Source organism: Cryobacterium sp. Y57 (assembly GCF_002929505.1).
Taxonomy (GTDB): Bacteria; Actinomycetota; Actinomycetes; order Actinomycetales; family Microbacteriaceae; genus Cryobacterium.
In genome coordinates, this window is record NZ_PJJL01000065.1 from 137,251 (window position 1) to 153,596 (window position 16,346).

Below are 16,346 nucleotides of genomic sequence, written 5' to 3' on the forward strand. Positions count from 1 at the left end.
TCAGCAGCGATCCGTCAGCACACGGCGCGGAGCCGCCGGGTCGGTCGTGTCGACCACAGCCGACACGACGTCCCGCGGATGCACTTCGGCGTGGTACCGCAGATCAGAATCGTTCACCGGTGCGCCTTCCAGCAGCACGCTGTATAACCAGAGCCCGTGCAGTTCGGGCCGGTTGATGTAGTCACCGTCGATGATCAGGATGGCGTCGGCGGGAGCGGTCTGCCAGGTCGGTTGAATCCAGGTATCCCGATCGGGGTCGAACTCTTCGGTGACGAAGCCTGTGCTGCCCCCCATGCGAAAGGGCTCGACGAGTACCCGGCGAAGCGCTGAGTAGTCGTAGCCGACTCGGTAGCGATGGTCCGGTGTGTCGGGCGCTAATCGCTGTTGTTCGGCCCGGGAATGCTGGAAGTAGCGCAGGCTGGCCCGGAATACGTGCAGTTCATCTTCCCGGAACACGGCGGCCAGGTCATCGCCGAAGGCAGCGCGACCACCGGCATCCGGTCCGTCGATGGCAATGATGGTGCGGCCGCGGCCGTAGTTGTGCAGGATCTCGGTGGCGAGGGTGCGCAGAAATTCGATGCGCGGTGTGGAAACCAGCTTCATGAATCGAGCCTAGGTTAGAACGGATGAACGTCACACCCTTGGTTCCCGCCGCAAACGGCATCAGCGCCGCGCTCAATGCGTGGTTCGTCGCGAACGCCCGCGACCTGCCATGGCGGCGCGACGGCTTCGGGGCCTGGGGCATTCTGGTGAGTGAGTTCATGCTGCAACAGACTCCGGTGAACCGAGTGATTCCGCGGCTCGAGGAGTGGCTGGCGCGCTGGCCCACGCCGGCTGCGCTGGCCGCGGTGCCGCCGAGCGAGGCAGTGCGGGCCTGGTCCAGCCTCGGCTACCCGAGGCGCGCGCTCTGGTTGCATGCCGCAGCGGTGCAAATCACGCAACTGCACGGGGGTGTCGTGCCCTCCGACATCGACGAACTACTGGCCCTGACCGGCATCGGAGATTACACCGCGCGAGCGGTGGCCGCGTTTGCGTACGGCCATCGGCATCCGGTGGTCGACACGAACACACGACGGGTGATCGCCCGTGCGATCGCCGGCGCGGGCGAGCCGTCGCCGCCCAGTCGTGCCCGCGACCTAGACGCGATGAGCCTGTTACTGCCACAGAGCGTGCAGGAAGCGGCGCTGTTCAACGCCGCGATCATGGAGCTCGGCGCGGTGGTCTGCACCAGCCGCAGCCCCCACTGTGAGGTATGCCCAATTCGACATGCATGTGCCTGGCGAGCCGCCGACTACCCCGCGTACACCGGTACCCGCAAAACGGTGCAAAAGAAGTTCGCGGGCAGCGACCGGCAGGTGCGCGGCCTGATCATGGCCGAGCTGCGCTCCACCCACCGTTCGGTGACGGACGCCGAGATCAACACACTGTGGCCGGATCCGGCCCAGCTGCAGCGCGCGCTGGCCAGTCTTGTCACCGACGGTCTGGCTCTACCGGTGCACGATGGCTACACCCTGCCGGACTAGCCGTGTCGGCTTCGCCGCGTACGATTGACCGGTGACCGTAACCACTTCTTTTGCTGCCGATGCCCAGTATTCAGCGCTTCTTCGCGATACCCTCCAGAACGGCGCTCGTAAGGCCGATCGCACCGGAACCGGAACCCGCAGCGTGTTCGGCCGCCAGTTGCGCTTCGACCTGGCCGACGGTTTTCCGCTCGTGACCACCAAACGAGTGCACTTCGCGTCGATTGCCTACGAACTTCTGTGGTTTCTGCGCGGCGACTCCAACGTCACCTGGCTACAGGAAAAGGGCGTGCGCATCTGGAACGAATGGGCCGACGAAAACGGCGAACTCGGCCCGGTCTACGGGGTGCAGTGGCGCTCCTGGCCCGCCCCCGACGGAGAGACCATCGACCAGATCAGCGACGTGCTCAACACCCTGCGCACCGATCCGGACTCGCGGCGCATGATCGTCTCGAGTTGGAATGTAGCCGACCTCTCGAAAATGGCGCTCGCTCCCTGCCACGCCCTGTTCCAGTTCTACGTCGCCGACGGCAAGCTTTCCTGCCAGCTGTACCAGCGCAGCGCCGATCTTTTTCTCGGGGTACCGTTCAATATCGCCAGCTACGCCCTGCTCACCCAGCTCGTTGCCGAACAGGCCGGCCTTGAGCTCGGCGAGTTCGTCTGGACCGGTGGGGACTGCCACATCTACGACAATCACGTCGAGCAGGTCAACGAGCAGCTTTCCCGCACGCCGTTTCCCTCCCCCCGGCTGCGCATCAAGCCGGGCCGCGCCAGCTTGTTCGACTATGAGTTCGACGATCTCATCCTCGAGAATTACCAGCATCATCCCGCCATCAAGGGCGCGGTCGCGGTATGAAACTGGGCCTGATCTGGGCGCAGACGGTCACTCGCATCATCGGGGCTGACGGAGTTCTGCCCTGGCACCTGCCGGAAGACCTCGCCCATTTTCGTACCGTAACCCGGGGAGGCGCCGTCATTATGGGTCGACGCACCTGGGATTCGCTCCCGGAGCGTTTTCGTCCCCTGCCGGATCGGCAGAACGTTGTGATCACCCGGCAGCGGGGCTGGGCCGCGGCGGGAGCATCCAGTGCGCACAGTTTCAACGACGCCCTCGCGCTCACCGAGGGGCCGGTCTGGGTGATCGGTGGGGCCGAAATCTTTCGGCTGGCCCTACCCTTGGCCGACACCCTCGAGGTGACTGAGATCGACGCCTCGATCGCCGGTGACACTCTCGCGCCTACCCTCGATGCCGCCTGGACCCTCGTCAAGACAGATCCAGCGAACGGATGGCTCAGCTCCAGTACGGCGCTCCGCTACCGGTTCACCCGCTACGAGCGGTCCCCCGGCATCCGCTAGCCTGCCGCCCTGCGCAGCGATGCCTCAGCCGGACGGGGCCCGGGCCCCGTCCGGCTGAGGTGGTAGGGCGGGGTGTGCTAGTGCTTCGCGGTGCTCTCGGCGCCAGGCTCGTCGCCGTCTTCTTCGAGGTCGTATTCGCGCGGCTTCTTGTACGGATCGGCTTCGCCGGCGTACGTAGCCGTGCCCTTGCCGTCTTCGGTCGCGGTATCGCGGTCGTGCGCTTCGCGCAACAGGTCGTCGATCAGAGCCGCGTTCTCGGGAATGCCATCAGCGATGAATTCGATAGACGGTGTGAGTCTCGCGGTGATGTTCTTGCCGACTTCGCTGCGCATGAGACCGGTTGCGGCCTTCAGGGCGGCTGCGCTATCGGTGCGCTCCTCGATCGAACCGTACACGGTGTAGAACACCGAGGCGTGCTGGAGATCCCCGGTGACCTTCACGTCGGTGATAGTCACGAACCCGAGCCTCGGATCGCGCAGGCCGCGTTCCAGCCGCTTCGCGATGATGACCTTAATGCGGTCCGCCATCTTTCTGGCGCGTTCCGGATCTGCCATGATTCACTCCTTATTAGCGGGCACCGATGCGCCCGGTCTTACTGAACTTTTCTCTCCGCCACAGGATGACGGACATCCGCCTACCAATGGAGGGTTCAAGCGAAATTTCCCACTAAATGGGAATCGGGGTACGGGTTCCGCTCTTTCCTGTCAATAGGAAATTGCGAAGACTCGACCCAAAAGGGGTCGAACTCAGCAAAACCGAGTCCGACCCCCAAAACCAACGCTAGACGCGCGGCTTCTCCTTCATTTCGATGGTCTCGATCTCATCGCCAATTCGGATGTCGTTGAACTTGCCCAGTCCGATACCACACTCGAAGTCCGTGCGGACCTCGGTGACATCGTCCTTGAAGCGACGCAGCGACTCGATGCCCAGGTTGTCCCCCACCACGATGCCCTCGCGAATAACGCGAGCCTTGGCATTTCGGGTGATGGTACCGGAGCGCACGATGACACCGGCGACGTTTCCGAACTTCGACGAGCTGAAGACCTCGCGAATTTCGGCGATACCACTCTGGATCTCTTCGTACTCGGGCTTGAGCATTCCCTTGAGGGAATTCTCAATGTCCTCGAGGGCGGAGTAGATGACGGAGTAGAAGCGCACGTCGACGCCTTCGCGAGCGGCACGCTCGCGGGCCTTCGTGTCGGGGCGAACGTTGAACCCGATGATGATGGCGTTGTCGACGGTGGCGAGGTTGACGTCGCTCTCCGTGACCGCACCGACACCGCGGTGGATGATGCGCAGCTGAACCGAATCGTCGACCTCGATCTTGAGCAGCGACTCTTCCAGGGCCTCAACGGCACCGGAAACGTCACCCTTGATGATGAGGTTGAGCGACTCGACTTTGCCCTCTTCGAGGGCACGGGTGAAGTCTTCGAGGCTGATGCGCTTGCGGGCCTTGGCCAGCAGGGCGTTGCGCTCGGCGGCTTCACGCTTCTCGGCGATCTGACGGGCGGTGCGGTCTTCCTCGATGACAAGGAAGGTGTCACCGGCGCGCGGGACGCTCGAGAGACCCTGCACCTGCACCGCGCGGGACGGCGTGGCGGCGAGAACGGCGACACCGTTTTCGTCGGCCATCGCCCGAACGCGGCCGTAAGCCGTTCCGGCGACGATGGAGTCTCCCACGTGCAGCGTTCCGGACTGGATAAGCACGGTTGCCACCGCGCCGCGGCCCTTGTCGAGGCGGGCCTCGATGGCGACACCACGGGCATCCTTATTCGGGTTGGAGCGCATGTCGAGTCCGGCATCGGCGACCAGGAGCACAGCGTCAAGGATTTCCTGGATGCCGGTCTTGTTCTTGGCCGACACGTCGACGAACATGACGTCTCCGCCGTACTCTTCGGCGACGAGACCGAATTCGGTGAGCTGCTGACGCACCTTCTGCGGGTTGGCGCCGGGCTTGTCGATCTTGTTCACTGCGACCACGATCGGCACGTTGGCGGCCTGGGCGTGGTTGAGCGCTTCAATCGTCTGCGGCATGATGCCGTCATCGGCGGCGACCACAAGAATGGCGATGTCGGTGACCTGCGCACCACGAGCACGCATGGCGGTGAACGCCTCATGGCCCGGTGTGTCGATGAAGGTCAGCGCGCGGTCGATACCCTCGTGCTCGGTGATGATCTGGTACGCACCGATGTGCTGCGTGATTCCGCCGGCTTCACCCTCGGCGACCTTGGCGTTGCGGATCGCGTCAAGAAGCGCGGTCTTACCGTGGTCGACGTGGCCCATGACGGTAACGACAGGAGGGCGAATCTCGAGGTCTTCATCGGTTTCGTCTTCCAGTTCCTGGTCGATGTCGATGTCGAACGCGAGCAGCAGCTCACGGTCCTCGTCATCAGGAGAGACCATTTGGATCTTGTAGCCGAGCTCGCTGCCGAGCACGTCAAACGTCGCTTCGTCGAGGGACTCCGTTGCCGTGGCCATTTCACCGAGGTGGAACAGCACGGTGACGAGGTTTCCGGGGCTCGCGTCAATCTTGTCGGCGAAGTCCGTTATGGATGCTCCGCGACGGAGACGAACAACGGTGCCACCGTCGCCGCGGGGTACGGATACTCCACCCAGCGACGGGGCCTCACGCAGCTCGAACTCTGCTCTCTTCGTACGCTTCGACTTGCGCGCCTTGTTCTTGCCGCCACCGCGACCGAAGGCACCAGCGGTGCCACCGCCCGGGCCGCGACCGCGACCGGCTCCGCCTCCTCCGCCGGCAGGGCGGGGCGGGCCGAAGCCGGGGGCTCCGGCAGGAGCACCGGGACGAGTGAATCCGGGGCGTGCTGCGCCGGCTCCGCCCGGGGCGCCACCAGGACGCTGGAAAGCGCCTGGGCGCTGGCCGAAGCCGGTCGGTCGAGCGGCCTGACCGGGTCCGCCAGGGCGCGGAGCGCCGGGACGAGGTGCCGGCGGGCGCGGAATGTTGCTGGGGGTAGGTGTCGCGGGGCGCTGGCCCATACCCTGCGCACTCGCGAACGGGTTGTTACCCGGACGCGGCGGCTGGGTTGGGCGCTGGCCCATGCCCTGGTTGCTGGCGAACGGGTTGTTACCCGGGCGTGCTGCTCCGGGGCGAGGCATTCCGGGCTTGACCGGCGTAGCCGATCCTTCCGTAGTTTTCGCTTTAGGGGTCTCGGTGCCAGGCTTGTCGGCGGCGTCAGCCGCGGCGGCCTGGTCAGCAGCGGCGACTTTCTGGGCAGCTTCAGCTTTCTGGGCAGCCTGAGCCTGGCGCTCGGCGACGGTCAGCGGCGCGACCGGAAGGGGCGCGGCATCCGCTGCCGGGACAGACTCGACAACGACCGGGGCTACCGGTTCAGCGACGGGCTTGGGGCCGGGACGGGCACCCGGCTTGGCGCCGTGGCTCGGGCGAGCAGGCGTTGCCGTAGTGGTAGCACCGGCGACAGCACCAGTGGCCTGCACGGGTGTTGCAGCCTTAGCAGCGGCGCTTTCCGACTCGAGAGCGGCGCGAAGGCGACGCGCTACCGGCGGTTCAACACTGGAAGACGGTCCCTTGACGAACTCGCCCATTTCTTTCAATTTAGCAAGGGCTACCTTGCTGTCGACTCCGAGCTCGGTAGCGATCTCGTGTACGCGTGGTTTCGCAGCCACAATTCTCCTGTTCCGGGCCTGCACCCGGAAAGGGGCAGGCCGTTAGTAACGGACGGGTCTCATTTCGAGCCGCTCATTAGTTATCCATAAGCCAATTCAGCCTGTTCTCTAGTTGTTTCGCGTCCAGTGACCTGGTCACACGAAAGGCACGCCCGAAAGCGTGTCGCCTTACGGCATCCTGAAAGCACGAGTGGCGGGCATGCAGCCACGCACCTCTACCGGGGATTGTCGCGGTTTCATCCACCACAATTTCTGATTTCCCAGCAACGATCCGCAAAAGTGAGGATCGAGGGGCGCGCGAACGGCAGCCAATACACGTTCTAACGGGTTCCATCGTACCCCCTATTCGGCATCCTCCAGAATGCTGTCCGGCTGGATGTCGATTTTCGCACCGGTCAGCTTGGCCGCGAGGCGGGCATTCTGGCCTTCCTTGCCGATCGCAAGGGACAGCTGGTAGTCGGGCACGAGGGCGCGCACAGCCTTGATCGACTCGTCGATCACGTAGGCGCTCGTGACCTTGGCCGGCGACAGGGCGCTCGCGACGAAGGTCGCGAGGTCGGGCGAGAAGTCGACGATGTCGATCTTCTCGTTGTTGAGCTCAACGGTCACGGCGCGTACGCGCTGGCCGAGCTCACCGATGCAGGCACCCTTGGCGTTGACGCCCGGCTCTGTGGCGCGCACGGCGATCTTGGTGCGGTGTCCGGCTTCACGGGCGAGCGAGACGATCTCGACAACTCCGCTCGCGATCTCGGGCACCTCGAGAGCGAACAGCTTGCGCACGAGCGAGGGGTGGGTGCGCGACACGGTGATCTGCGGGCCCTTGAGTCCGCGACCGACGGCCGTGACGAACACGCGAATGCGCGCGCCGTGCACGTAGCTCTCGGTAGGAACCTGCTCCTCGGGGGGCATGATCGCTTCGATCGTGCCGAGGTCGACGTGGATCATGCGGGGGTTCGGTCCCTGCTGAATGATTCCGGCGACGATGTCACCCTCGCGACCCTTGAATTCACCGAGCACAGCGTCGTCGGCCAGATCGCGCAAACGCTGGTTGATAACCTGCTTGGCGGCGAAGGCTGCGATCCGACCGAAATCGGTCGGATTGTCGACGGCTTCGCCGACGACGTTACCCTCGTCATCGTGCTCAGGAACGTAAATGTCGACGTGCCCGGTCTTGCGGTCGAGAACGACGCGCGCTTCGGGCACTTCCTGACCGGAGTGATTAACATCAGCAATCTTCGAAGCTTCAAGCTTCGTCACATCTTGCTGGATGTGCTTGCCATAGGCAATCAGAATCGCCTGTTCAATGATGTGTACGAGTTCCTCAAAGGGAATCTCTTTTTCGCGCTCCAATAGCCGCAAAACACTGAGGTCGATGTCCATGGCCGGCCTCCTCTATTCAGATCTTGCCGCTGCGAAACCGCGCAGCGGGCTGAAGACAACGGTACCCGAATCTGTGGCGACCCGTCACCCACTCCCCCCGCGCCGGGTCGGTTGGGCGGGTTCGCTACAGAGCGGATGCTGCCGGCTCAGCCAGCCGGCAGCATCCGCTCGCGATGCGGTCGATCAGGCGAGGTGCTGGGCGAAGTGCGTGGCGACGTCGGCGACGTCGACCTGTTCGCGATCGCCGGTACGGCGGTTCCACAGTTCGACGATGCCGTCGGCGGCACCGCGGCCGACGATGACGATCCACGGCACGCCGATGAGTTCGGCGTCACCGAACTTGACGCCGGGTGAGACCTTGCGGCGGTCGTCGTAGAGCACGTCGCGGCCGGTGGCCTCGATCGCGGCGACGACGGCCTCCGCGGTGTCGAAGACGATCTCGTCCCGGCCGGTGGCAATCACGTGCACGTCGAACGGAGTGACCGATTCGGGCCAGATCAGGCCCTTGGCGTCGTTGTTGAGTTCGGCGATGATCGCGAGGATGCGGGTGACGCCGATGCCGTATGAACCCATCGTGACCGTGACCAGCTTGCCGTTCTCGTCGAGAACCTTGAGGCCGAGTACTTCGGCATACTTGCGGCCGAGCTGGAACACGTGCCCGATTTCCATACCGCGAATGAGTTCGACCGGGCCGGAGCCGTCGGGGGCCGGGTCGCCGGCGCGCACATCGGAGGCTTCAACCACATCGTCGATGGCGAAGTCGCGGCCGGCGACCAGACCGAACACGTGGCGGCCCGCTTCGTTGGCACCGGTGATCCACTCGGTGCCGGAGACCACGCGCGGGTCGACCAGAAAACGGATGCCGGTGACCGACGCTGTGCCGAGCACGGCGCCCTGCGCAGCCCAGGGACCAATGTAACCCTTGATCAGGCCAGGGTTCTTCGCGAAGTCGCCCTCGTTGGCGGCCTCAACCTCGGCGGGCGCGAATGCTACCTCGACGCGCTTGAGATCGACCTCGCGGTCGCCGGGAACACCGATCGCGATCAGTTCACGCGTGCCGTCCAGGCTGGTCAGCGCGAGCACGACGTTCTTGAGCGTGTCGGCTGCCGTCCACTCTTGGCCATCGAGGCGAGGGTGTTCGGCGTTGGCCTTGTCGACCAGCGTCTGGATAGTCGGAGTGTTCGGGGTGTCGAAGATCTGCGCGGCGGGCAGCGCGGTGAAATCCTTGTCGGCCGGCACGAGGGTACGAAACGCCTCGATGTTGGCCGCGTAACCGCCGCTGCTGCGCACGAAGGTATCTTCGCCGACAAGAGTGGGGTGCAGAAACTCTTCGCTCTTGGAGCCACCCATCGCGCCGGCATCCGCTTGCACGATTTCGTAATCGAGGCCGAAACGGGTGAAGATGCGCTCATAGGCATCCCGCTGCAGCTGATAACTGACGTCGAGGCCGGCGTCGGTGTAGTCGAACGAGTACGCGTCCTTCATGGTGAATTCGCGGCCGCGCAGCAGTCCGCCCCGCGAGCGGGCCTCATCGCGGTACTTATCCTGAATCTGGTAAATCGCCAGCGGCAGGTCTTTATAGCTGCCGTACAAATCTTTTACCAGCAGCGCGAAGACCTCTTCGTGGGTCGGTGCGAGAAGCATATCGGAGCCCTTGCGGTCTTTCAGGCGAAAAATCCCCTCGCCGTATTCGTCCCAGCGGCCGGTCACCTCGTACGGCTCGCGCGGCAGCAGGGCCGGAAAGTGTACCTCGTGCGCGCCAGCGGCGGTCATCTCCTCACGGATGATGCGCTCCACTTTGGCTTTCACCCGCAGTCCGAGCGGCAGCCAGGCAAAAATACCCGGAGCCTGTCGACGGATGTAGCCGGCCCGCACGAGCAGGCGGTGGCTGGTCACCTCGGCGTCGGATGGGTCTTCGCGGAGAGTACGGAGGAAGTAGTTGGAGAGACGTGTAGGCACCCGTCTACCTTACGCGGGCGTCGCCATCCGCTCCGTACGTTCGCTCTCTTCCGCTGAACGTCGTCTTCGTGGCATTACCGTCGAATCCGCTCGCCTCGCGATTGGACCTGCTACTTCGCGCCGACGGACACCGTGGGGCTGCCGAGGTCGGCGGCGGGCATCTCCGCGGCGAGACGGTTGGCCTCTTCGATGAGCGTGGCCACGATCTCGGATTCGGGCACGGTCTTGATGACCTCGCCGCGCACAAAGATCTGACCCTTGCCGTTACCGCTTGCAACGCCGAGGTCGGCTTCACGTGCCTCCCCCGGTCCGTTGACGACGCAACCCATGACCGCGACACGCAGCGGCACGGTCATGCCTTCGAGCCCGTCGGTGACGTCGTTGGCGAGCTTGTAAACATCCACTTGGGCTCGGCCGCAGCTCGGGCAGGAGACGATCTCCAGCTTGCGTTCGCGCAGGTTGAGCGATTGCAGAATCTGCAGGCCCACCTTGATCTCCTCGACCGGCGGGGCGCTCAGGGACACGCGGATGGTGTCGCCAATGCCCTCGCCGAGCAGGATGCCGAATGCTGTTGCGCTCTTGATCGTGCCCTGGAAGCTCGGGCCAGCCTCGGTGACGCCGAGGTGCAAGGGCCAGTCGCCACGTTCAGCGAGCAAACGGTAGGCCTTGACCATGATCACCGGGTCGTTGTGCTTGACCGAGATTTTGAAGTCGTGAAAGTCGTGTTCCTCGAACAGGCTCGCCTCCCAGACGGCGCTCTCGACGAGCGCCTCAGGGGTAGCCTTACCGTATTTTTGCATGAGGCTCGGCTCGAGCGATCCGGCGTTGACTCCGATACGCAGGCTCACGCCCGCCGCCTTCGCGGCAGCAGCGATCTTGCCGACCTGATCATCGAACTTGCGGATGTTGCCGGGGTTGACCCGCACGGCAGCGCAGCCAGCGTCGATCGCGGCGAAGACATAGTTCGGCTGGAAGTGGATATCCGCGATCACCGGAATCTGGCTCTTCTTCGCGATGATCGGCAGCGCCTCGGCATCATCGCGGGTCGGAACCGCAACACGCACGATGTCGCAGCCGGTCGCCGTGAGTTCGGCGATCTGCTGGAGCGTTGCGTTGATGTTGGTCGTCGGAGTTGTCGTCATCGATTGCACGCTCACTTGAGCATTGCCACCGACCAGGACCTTTCCGACCTTGATCTGACGGGATTTACGTCTGGGAGCGAGTACCTCAGGTACTTTGGGCATCCCCAAGTTGATTGCAGCCACTTGCCTAGCTTAGTTGGTGCAGCCCCGAGGGGCCTGTGTGCCGACTCTAGGCGATTCAGTGCAACCAGAAGCTGGGGTTGGCAGGCGAAGCGATCTCGTCGATCGCGCCGGATTCGGAATTCGCCGCCACCCTGACCACCTGGGCGTTCGGGTAGAGGGTGTTACCTCCCGATGGTGTTGTGCCAAGCTCTGGTCCCATTTCGAAGTAGAAGATCGAACCGTACGACTCAAAAGTCGTGTCGACTTCCACCCCGAGCGCACGTGCCGCCGCGCGCAGGTCGTCGCCGACCCGGTAACCGCCGCTAGTCGCGACCGAGACGTCGCCGCTGACTGGTGCGCTCACGCTCACGGAGAAGTTGGCATAGTCCGGGAATCTGCCGTCTGGCGGCAGGTGGTCCCTCAATCCAAAGCCGTCCCAGTCGTAGTCGACCCCAGGCGGATACTCGTCGCCTCCGCCGTCTTCGGCTACGACGGGTTCTGCGCCAAGGGCAACCGTCAGTGCGTCAACGACGCGGTCGATGGGATCATCATACGAGAGCGTGACCACTGCGGTGCCGCTCTCGTCGTGCAGCTCGAAGTTCTCCGGTCCGACCGTAAGCGCAGTGACCGTGGTTAGGGGATCGGCCGGAGTCGCGCTGTCGGTCGGCGTACTTGATGCGGGCGACGCGACATCCGGTGCGCCCGATTGGCAACCGGTCAAGGCCACGGCCGCGATCACGCCAATAATTCCGGCCCAAGTGAAGTTCTTGATCGACATTTGAATGCTCTCCCGCCCATCACAATGCGAAGCAAACTGCCCCCGATTTCCACCTTGGCACACTACCGGGCGCAGGGCTGCCCCAATACCGTCCGCCGCGTTACAGTCGAGTAACAGAGTCGGTGAATCTTTCCCGCGCTCGCTATACAGACGAAGGAGTCTCCATGACCGAAACAGACGTCGTAATCCTGGCCGGTTCACGCACCCCGCAGGGTCGCGTGAACGGGCAGCTCTCGTCCCTCACCGCCGTTGACCTCGGCGCCGCCGCCATCGCCGGGGCACTCGCTCGCGCCGGCGTCGCTCCGGAGCAGGTCGACTTTGTGCTCATGGGGCAGGTACTTCAAGCCGGCTGCGGGCAGAACCCGGCTAGGCAGTCCAGCGTGGCTGCCGGTATCCCCTGGAACGTGCCGGCCATGACGCTCAACAAGGTGTGCCTCTCCGGCTTGGCCGCCGTGATCGACGCCGCCCGGCTGGTGCGGCTCGGCGAAGCGGATGTCGTCGTGGCCGGTGGCCAGGAATCCATGTCGCGCGCTCCCCACCTGCTGCCCGGCGCACGCCAAGGCTGGGCCTACGGAACCGTATCGGCCCTCGATCACGCCGCCCACGACGGGCTCACCGACGCGTTCGACGGACTCTCGATGGGACTCTCAACCGAGCGCGCCAACGTTGAACTCGGCCAAACTCGGCTCGAGCAGGACGAAATCGCCGCTGCCTCGCACCAGCGGGCCGCCGCGGCCGCAGCCCATGACGTCTTTCACGACGAGATCACGCCCATCAGCGTGCCGCAGCGCAAGGGCGAGCCGCTCGTGATCAGCACCGACGAGGGAGTGCGTGCCGAGAGCACGACCGAGACGCTCGGCCGATTGCGCCCGGCATTCGACCCGGCGGGAAGCATCACCGCCGGCAACGCTGCGCCATTGAGCGACGGCGCGAGCGCGATCGTCGTGACCAGCCGCGCCTGGGCGGAGAAGCACGGCCTGCCCTGGCTGGCCGTGATTGAGGCCAACGGCCAGGTCGCTGGCCCCGACAACTCCTTGCACTCCCAGCCGGCCAATGCGATCACGCACGCACTCGCCCGCCAGGGCTGGACCGTGGCGGACCTCGACGTGATCGAGATCAACGAGGCCTTTGCCTCGGTCGTGGCGCAGTCGTCGAAGGTGCTCGGGGTGAGCGCCGACGAGGTGAACATTCACGGCGGTGGCATCGCGATCGGTCACCCCATCGGGTCGAGCGGCGGGCGCATTGCCCTGCATGCCGCGCTCGAACTGGCGCGTCGCGGCACCGGCAAGGCCGCCGTGGCCCTGTGCGGCGGCGGCGGCCAGGGCGAAGCGCTGCTCCTGTCGCGGTAGCGCTCTCCTACCCGAAGAAGTTGATCGGCTTGACGATGTCGGCGTAGATGAGCAACAGGCTCATCCCGCCGAGCAGAACAACGACCGCCAGCGTGAGCGGCATGAGCTTGGCCATGTCGACCGGCCCCGGATCTGGCCGTTTGAACAGTTTCGCGAAGAATCGACGGATACCTTCCCACAGCGCCCCGGCAACGTGGCCGCCGTCGAGCGGCAGCAGCGGCACCAGGTTGAAGACGAACAGGGCGATATTCAGCGATCCGAGCAAGCCGAGCATGCTCGCTACCTTGGTCGCGACCGGGATCGTGTCCAAGCTCGCGAGTTCGCCGGCCACCCGGCCGACACCGACCACGCTGATCGGTCCGTTCAGGTCGCGCTCCCCCGGGCCGAACGCAGCATTGGCGACGGCCACAAGCCGGTCGGGCAGGTTGAGGATCACGTGCGCGACTCCGGCGATGTTGTCGCCGACTGCGGGGAGCACGGCGGTCGCCGGCTGCGGTACGAGTTCGCTGGCCGCTCCGATTCCGACGAAGCCGACCTCCTCGGTAATCCCCGCGCCGGAAGCATCCGTTTTGACTTTGTTATCGGCGGTATAAACGTAACGTTCGGTGAGTTTGGGGGTGAGCGAGAGATCGACGTCGGCACCGGCCCGTTCGACGACGACATCGAGGGTGCGACCGGATGCCGAGCGGATAATCTCGGTCGACTGCTCCCAGCTTGCGATGGCGGTACCGCCGATACTGACCAGTCGGTCACCGGGCAGTAGACCGGCAGCGGCGCCGGGTGATGCTTCATCGGTGGCCGCACAGGTCTGTCGGTCGTTCGATGCGGGCAGCACACACTCACTCACGCTGCCAACGGTGGTGCTGACCTGCGCGCTGCCGAATCCCATCAGCAAAATTGCGAACATCACGATCGCGATGAGCAGGTTCATGGTCGGCCCGCCGAGCATGATGATCACGCGCTTGTAGACCGGCAGTTGGTAGAACGCGCGGTGATCTTCACCCTCGCCGATGGTCTCCGCGCTGGCTTGACGTGCGTCGTCGACCAGGGTGGACAGGGCGCTGGTTTTCTTCTCCGGTGCGCCCTCCTGCACCATCTGGTCGAAGAAGCCGGTGGTGGTGCTGCGGGGGGCTCCGCCCTTCTTGGAAGGCGGGAACATGCCGATCATGGCGATATAGCCGCCCAGAGGCAGCGCTTTGACGCCGTATTCCGTCTCGCCCTTGGTGCGCGACCAAAGCGTGGGTCCGAAGCCGATCATGTATTGGGTGACCTTGACGCCGAAGAGCTTCGCGGGCACGAGGTGGCCAATTTCATGCAGGCCGATGGACACGGCGAGTCCGACGACGACGATCGCGACGCCCAGTATGAATAGCAGTACGGTTTCCACTGTCGTAGAGTAACCGCATCAAGCTGCAAAGCGGCTGGCTGTGAACGTCGTCCACCCATTACGGGGGTGCATGTGCTTTGCTAGAGCGCAGAAGCATCAGGAGGTCCCGTGTCTTACGAACCTGTTCCCACGCAGAAGCTGCCCGTTCCGGCCACCCTTGGCCCGGTCGGCAGCCTGTTGGCCGACCGCTTTTCGATCGAGAGCCTTATCGGCGCAGGCGGGATGGCATCCGTTTATCGGGCGACCGATACCGCGCTCGGCCGCACCGTAGCCGTCAAATTGTTTCGAGCCGATGGAGGCGCCTCCGACCCCGAACGCCAGAGCGGCGAAATCGCCTTGCTGGCAAGCCTGAATCATTTCGCTCTGGTCACCCTGTTCGACGCCGGCACTGCACTCGTCGACGGCGCCCCACGCGCCTTCATCGTGATGGAACTCGTCGACGGCCCCGACCTGCGTGCGCGCATCGAGAGCGGCCCGCTGCCGAGCCTCGATGTGGCCATAATGGGCGCTGACCTTGCCGAAGCGCTGCACTACGTGCACGAGCAGGGCATCATTCATCGCGACGTCAAGCCGGCCAACGTCTTGCTGGCGCCATCGGGTTTTCCCGGGCGCGGCATGCACGCCAAGCTCGCCGATTTCGGCATTGCCCGGCTCCTCGATGAGACCCGCCTGACGGCGACCGGGTCGTTGCTCGGCACCGCCAGCTACCTCAGTCCCGAGCAGGCGCTCGGTGGAGTTATCGCTGCGCCAACGGATGTCTATTCGCTCGGCCTGGTGCTGCTGGAATGCCTCACGGGAGTGCGCGCCTACCCCGGGACCGCCGTGGAATCGGCGATGGCGCGGCTGCAACGTCAACCGGAGATTCCCAGCCAGCTCGGCCGCCGGTGGACCGACGTTCTCCGCGCCATGACCGCCCGCGATTTCGCCGACCGGCCCACTGCCGCCGACGCCGCCGGGTTGCTGCGTGCGCTCGCCACCGGCGACAGCAATGCCGATGTGCCCACCGTGCTGTTGCCCGCGGCGGCGGCCACTGCCACCCTGTTGCTGCCGGCCGCTGCGCCCGACCCCACGTTGCTGCTGCCGGCTAACGCTGACGCTCAGACCGAGATTCTGAAAACGGACGCTCCCGCCAGCATCCCCGCGTCCAGCATCCCCGCCAAGCCGCGCCGCCCCGTGCGCCGCCAGGTACTGCTCATGGTCACGAGTGGGCTCACCCTGATCGCCATCGCCGTCGCCGCCCTGCTCCTGCTCAACCCGGCCGAAGCACCAGTTGCGGTACCACCGAGCTATCCGGCCGTGGACGGCACGCTGGGCACCCACCTTCAGATTCTTCAGGAAAGCGTGAACCCGTGAATCGACGCTACCGACTGACCCTGTCCGTGGCCGCCCTGCTCCTTCTGCCGCTGACCGGATGCACGGCGACCCCCGTCGACCTGCCGGCTGCCACGGCCGAGCAGCTGCAGGGCGATATTCTGGCGATCAGTGAGGCCTCCGCCGCCGGAGACTTCGCCAACGCCCAGTCGCTGCTCACCGCCATGCAAGAAAATCTGCGCACGGCGGCCGCTTCCGGCCAGGTCGGCTCGGAACGATCGGCGTCGATACAGTCCGCGATCAATCTGGTGCGAGACGATTTGACCACTGAGATCGATGCCGCAGTGGCGGCCGCGGAGGCCGCGGCTCGGGCCGCGGCGGAGGCCGCAGCGGCGGCCGCAGCGGCGGCCGCAGCGG

The 16,346-nt window shown here is 64.9% G+C and carries 15 protein-coding genes; 6 read left to right on the forward strand and 9 right to left on the reverse strand.

Annotated features, from left to right (window positions below):
• Window positions 1–603 carry a hypothetical protein gene (locus CXY72_RS08825; protein ID WP_104127318.1) on the reverse strand — a complete coding sequence of 201 codons (603 nt, stop codon included), beginning with the start codon at window positions 601–603 and terminating at the stop codon, window positions 1–3.
• Window positions 604–626: 23 nt separating this feature from the next.
• Here CXY72_RS08825 and CXY72_RS08830 point away from each other — a divergent pair, with 23 nt between their 5' ends.
• From CXY72_RS08830 to CXY72_RS08840, 3 genes are read left to right on the forward strand one after another with little or no spacing between them, the layout of a single operon-like run.
• Entirely contained in the window at window positions 627–1,523 is an 897-nt protein-coding gene (locus tag CXY72_RS08830) for an A/G-specific adenine glycosylase (protein WP_104127319.1), read from the forward strand.
• A 31-nt stretch (window positions 1,524–1,554) separates the two neighbouring features.
• Window positions 1,555–2,376, forward strand: coding sequence for a thymidylate synthase (locus CXY72_RS08835; RefSeq protein WP_104127320.1), 822 nt, complete (start codon window positions 1,555–1,557; stop codon window positions 2,374–2,376).
• Window positions 2,373–2,876, forward strand: coding sequence for a dihydrofolate reductase (locus tag CXY72_RS08840; RefSeq protein WP_104127321.1), 504 nt, complete (start codon window positions 2,373–2,375; stop codon window positions 2,874–2,876). The genes CXY72_RS08835 and CXY72_RS08840 overlap by 4 nt, the downstream gene beginning before the upstream one ends.
• A gap of 77 nt (window positions 2,877–2,953) precedes the next feature.
• Here CXY72_RS08840 and rbfA read toward each other — a convergent pair whose 3' ends face one another.
• The 7 genes from rbfA to CXY72_RS08875 all read right to left on the reverse strand — a co-directional run bounded on the left by rbfA (window position 2,954) and on the right by CXY72_RS08875 (window position 11,882).
• The gene (gene rbfA / locus CXY72_RS08845; protein ID WP_104127322.1) at window positions 2,954–3,430 is read right to left on the reverse strand and encodes a 30S ribosome-binding factor RbfA; all 477 of its coding nucleotides are present in this window, start codon (window positions 3,428–3,430) and stop codon (window positions 2,954–2,956) included.
• Window positions 3,431–3,656: 226 nt separating this feature from the next.
• A complete protein-coding gene (infB, locus tag CXY72_RS08850; protein WP_104127323.1) occupies window positions 3,657–6,521 on the reverse strand; it encodes a translation initiation factor IF-2 in 2,865 nt (954 codons plus the stop codon).
• Between the two features lie 76 nt (window positions 6,522–6,597).
• Window positions 6,598–6,855 (reverse strand): YlxR family protein, encoded by a 258-nt coding sequence (locus tag CXY72_RS08855; RefSeq protein WP_104127324.1) that lies wholly within the window; start codon window positions 6,853–6,855, stop codon window positions 6,598–6,600.
• An 8-nt stretch (window positions 6,856–6,863) separates the two neighbouring features.
• Window positions 6,864–7,901: a transcription termination factor NusA gene (gene nusA, locus CXY72_RS08860; RefSeq protein WP_104127325.1), complete on the reverse strand. Its 1,038-nt coding sequence runs from the start codon at window positions 7,899–7,901 to the stop codon at window positions 6,864–6,866.
• A 183-nt stretch (window positions 7,902–8,084) separates the two neighbouring features.
• Window positions 8,085–9,860, reverse strand: coding sequence for a proline--tRNA ligase (locus CXY72_RS08865; RefSeq protein ID WP_104127326.1), 1,776 nt, complete (start codon window positions 9,858–9,860; stop codon window positions 8,085–8,087).
• Between the two features lie 110 nt (window positions 9,861–9,970).
• On the reverse strand, window positions 9,971–11,125 hold the full coding sequence (ispG, locus tag CXY72_RS08870) for a flavodoxin-dependent (E)-4-hydroxy-3-methylbut-2-enyl-diphosphate synthase (RefSeq protein ID WP_199183179.1): 1,155 nt from the start codon (window positions 11,123–11,125) through the stop codon (window positions 9,971–9,973).
• 55 nt (window positions 11,126–11,180) lie between these two features.
• Entirely contained in the window at window positions 11,181–11,882 is a 702-nt protein-coding gene (locus CXY72_RS08875; RefSeq protein ID WP_104127328.1) for a hypothetical protein, read from the reverse strand.
• Window positions 11,883–12,046: 164 nt separating this feature from the next.
• On the opposite strand from CXY72_RS08875, the gene CXY72_RS08880 reads away from it, so the two are divergent.
• Window positions 12,047–13,231, forward strand: a complete 1,185-nt coding sequence (locus tag CXY72_RS08880) for an acetyl-CoA C-acetyltransferase (RefSeq protein WP_104127329.1) — start codon at window positions 12,047–12,049, stop codon at window positions 13,229–13,231.
• Window positions 13,232–13,238: 7 nt separating this feature from the next.
• On the opposite strand, the gene CXY72_RS08885 is transcribed toward CXY72_RS08880, so the two are convergent.
• A complete protein-coding gene (locus CXY72_RS08885; RefSeq protein ID WP_104127330.1) occupies window positions 13,239–14,618 on the reverse strand; it encodes an RIP metalloprotease in 1,380 nt (459 codons plus the stop codon).
• Window positions 14,619–14,726: 108 nt separating this feature from the next.
• On the opposite strand from CXY72_RS08885, the gene CXY72_RS08890 reads away from it, so the two are divergent.
• On the forward strand, window positions 14,727–15,971 hold the full coding sequence (locus tag CXY72_RS08890) for a serine/threonine-protein kinase (RefSeq protein ID WP_233197726.1): 1,245 nt from the start codon (window positions 14,727–14,729) through the stop codon (window positions 15,969–15,971).
• Window positions 15,968–16,346: hypothetical protein (locus CXY72_RS08895; protein WP_104127331.1), on the forward strand; the 379-nt coding region annotated here is incomplete at its 3' end. The genes CXY72_RS08890 and CXY72_RS08895, both read left to right, overlap by 4 nt.

What these genes read in the sequence shown, in the direction of transcription:
- CXY72_RS08825 (WP_104127318.1), bottom strand. Translation starts at nt 603, where the DNA reads ATGAAGCTGGTTTCCACACCGCGCATCGAATTTCTGCGCACCCTCGCC.
- CXY72_RS08830 (WP_104127319.1), top strand. Translation starts at nt 627, where the DNA reads ATGAACGTCACACCCTTGGTTCCCGCCGCAAACGGCATCAGCGCCGCG.
- CXY72_RS08840 (WP_104127321.1), top strand. Translation starts at nt 2,373, where the DNA reads ATGAAACTGGGCCTGATCTGGGCGCAGACGGTCACTCGCATCATCGGG.
- rbfA (WP_104127322.1), bottom strand. Translation starts at nt 3,430, where the DNA reads ATGGCAGATCCGGAACGCGCCAGAAAGATGGCGGACCGCATTAAGGTC.
- CXY72_RS08855 (WP_104127324.1), bottom strand. Translation starts at nt 6,855, where the DNA reads ATGGAACCCGTTAGAACGTGTATTGGCTGCCGTTCGCGCGCCCCTCGA.
- nusA (WP_104127325.1), bottom strand. Translation starts at nt 7,901, where the DNA reads ATGGACATCGACCTCAGTGTTTTGCGGCTATTGGAGCGCGAAAAAGAG.
- CXY72_RS08875 (WP_104127328.1), bottom strand. Translation starts at nt 11,882, where the DNA reads ATGTCGATCAAGAACTTCACTTGGGCCGGAATTATTGGCGTGATCGCG.
- CXY72_RS08880 (WP_104127329.1), top strand. Translation starts at nt 12,047, where the DNA reads ATGACCGAAACAGACGTCGTAATCCTGGCCGGTTCACGCACCCCGCAG.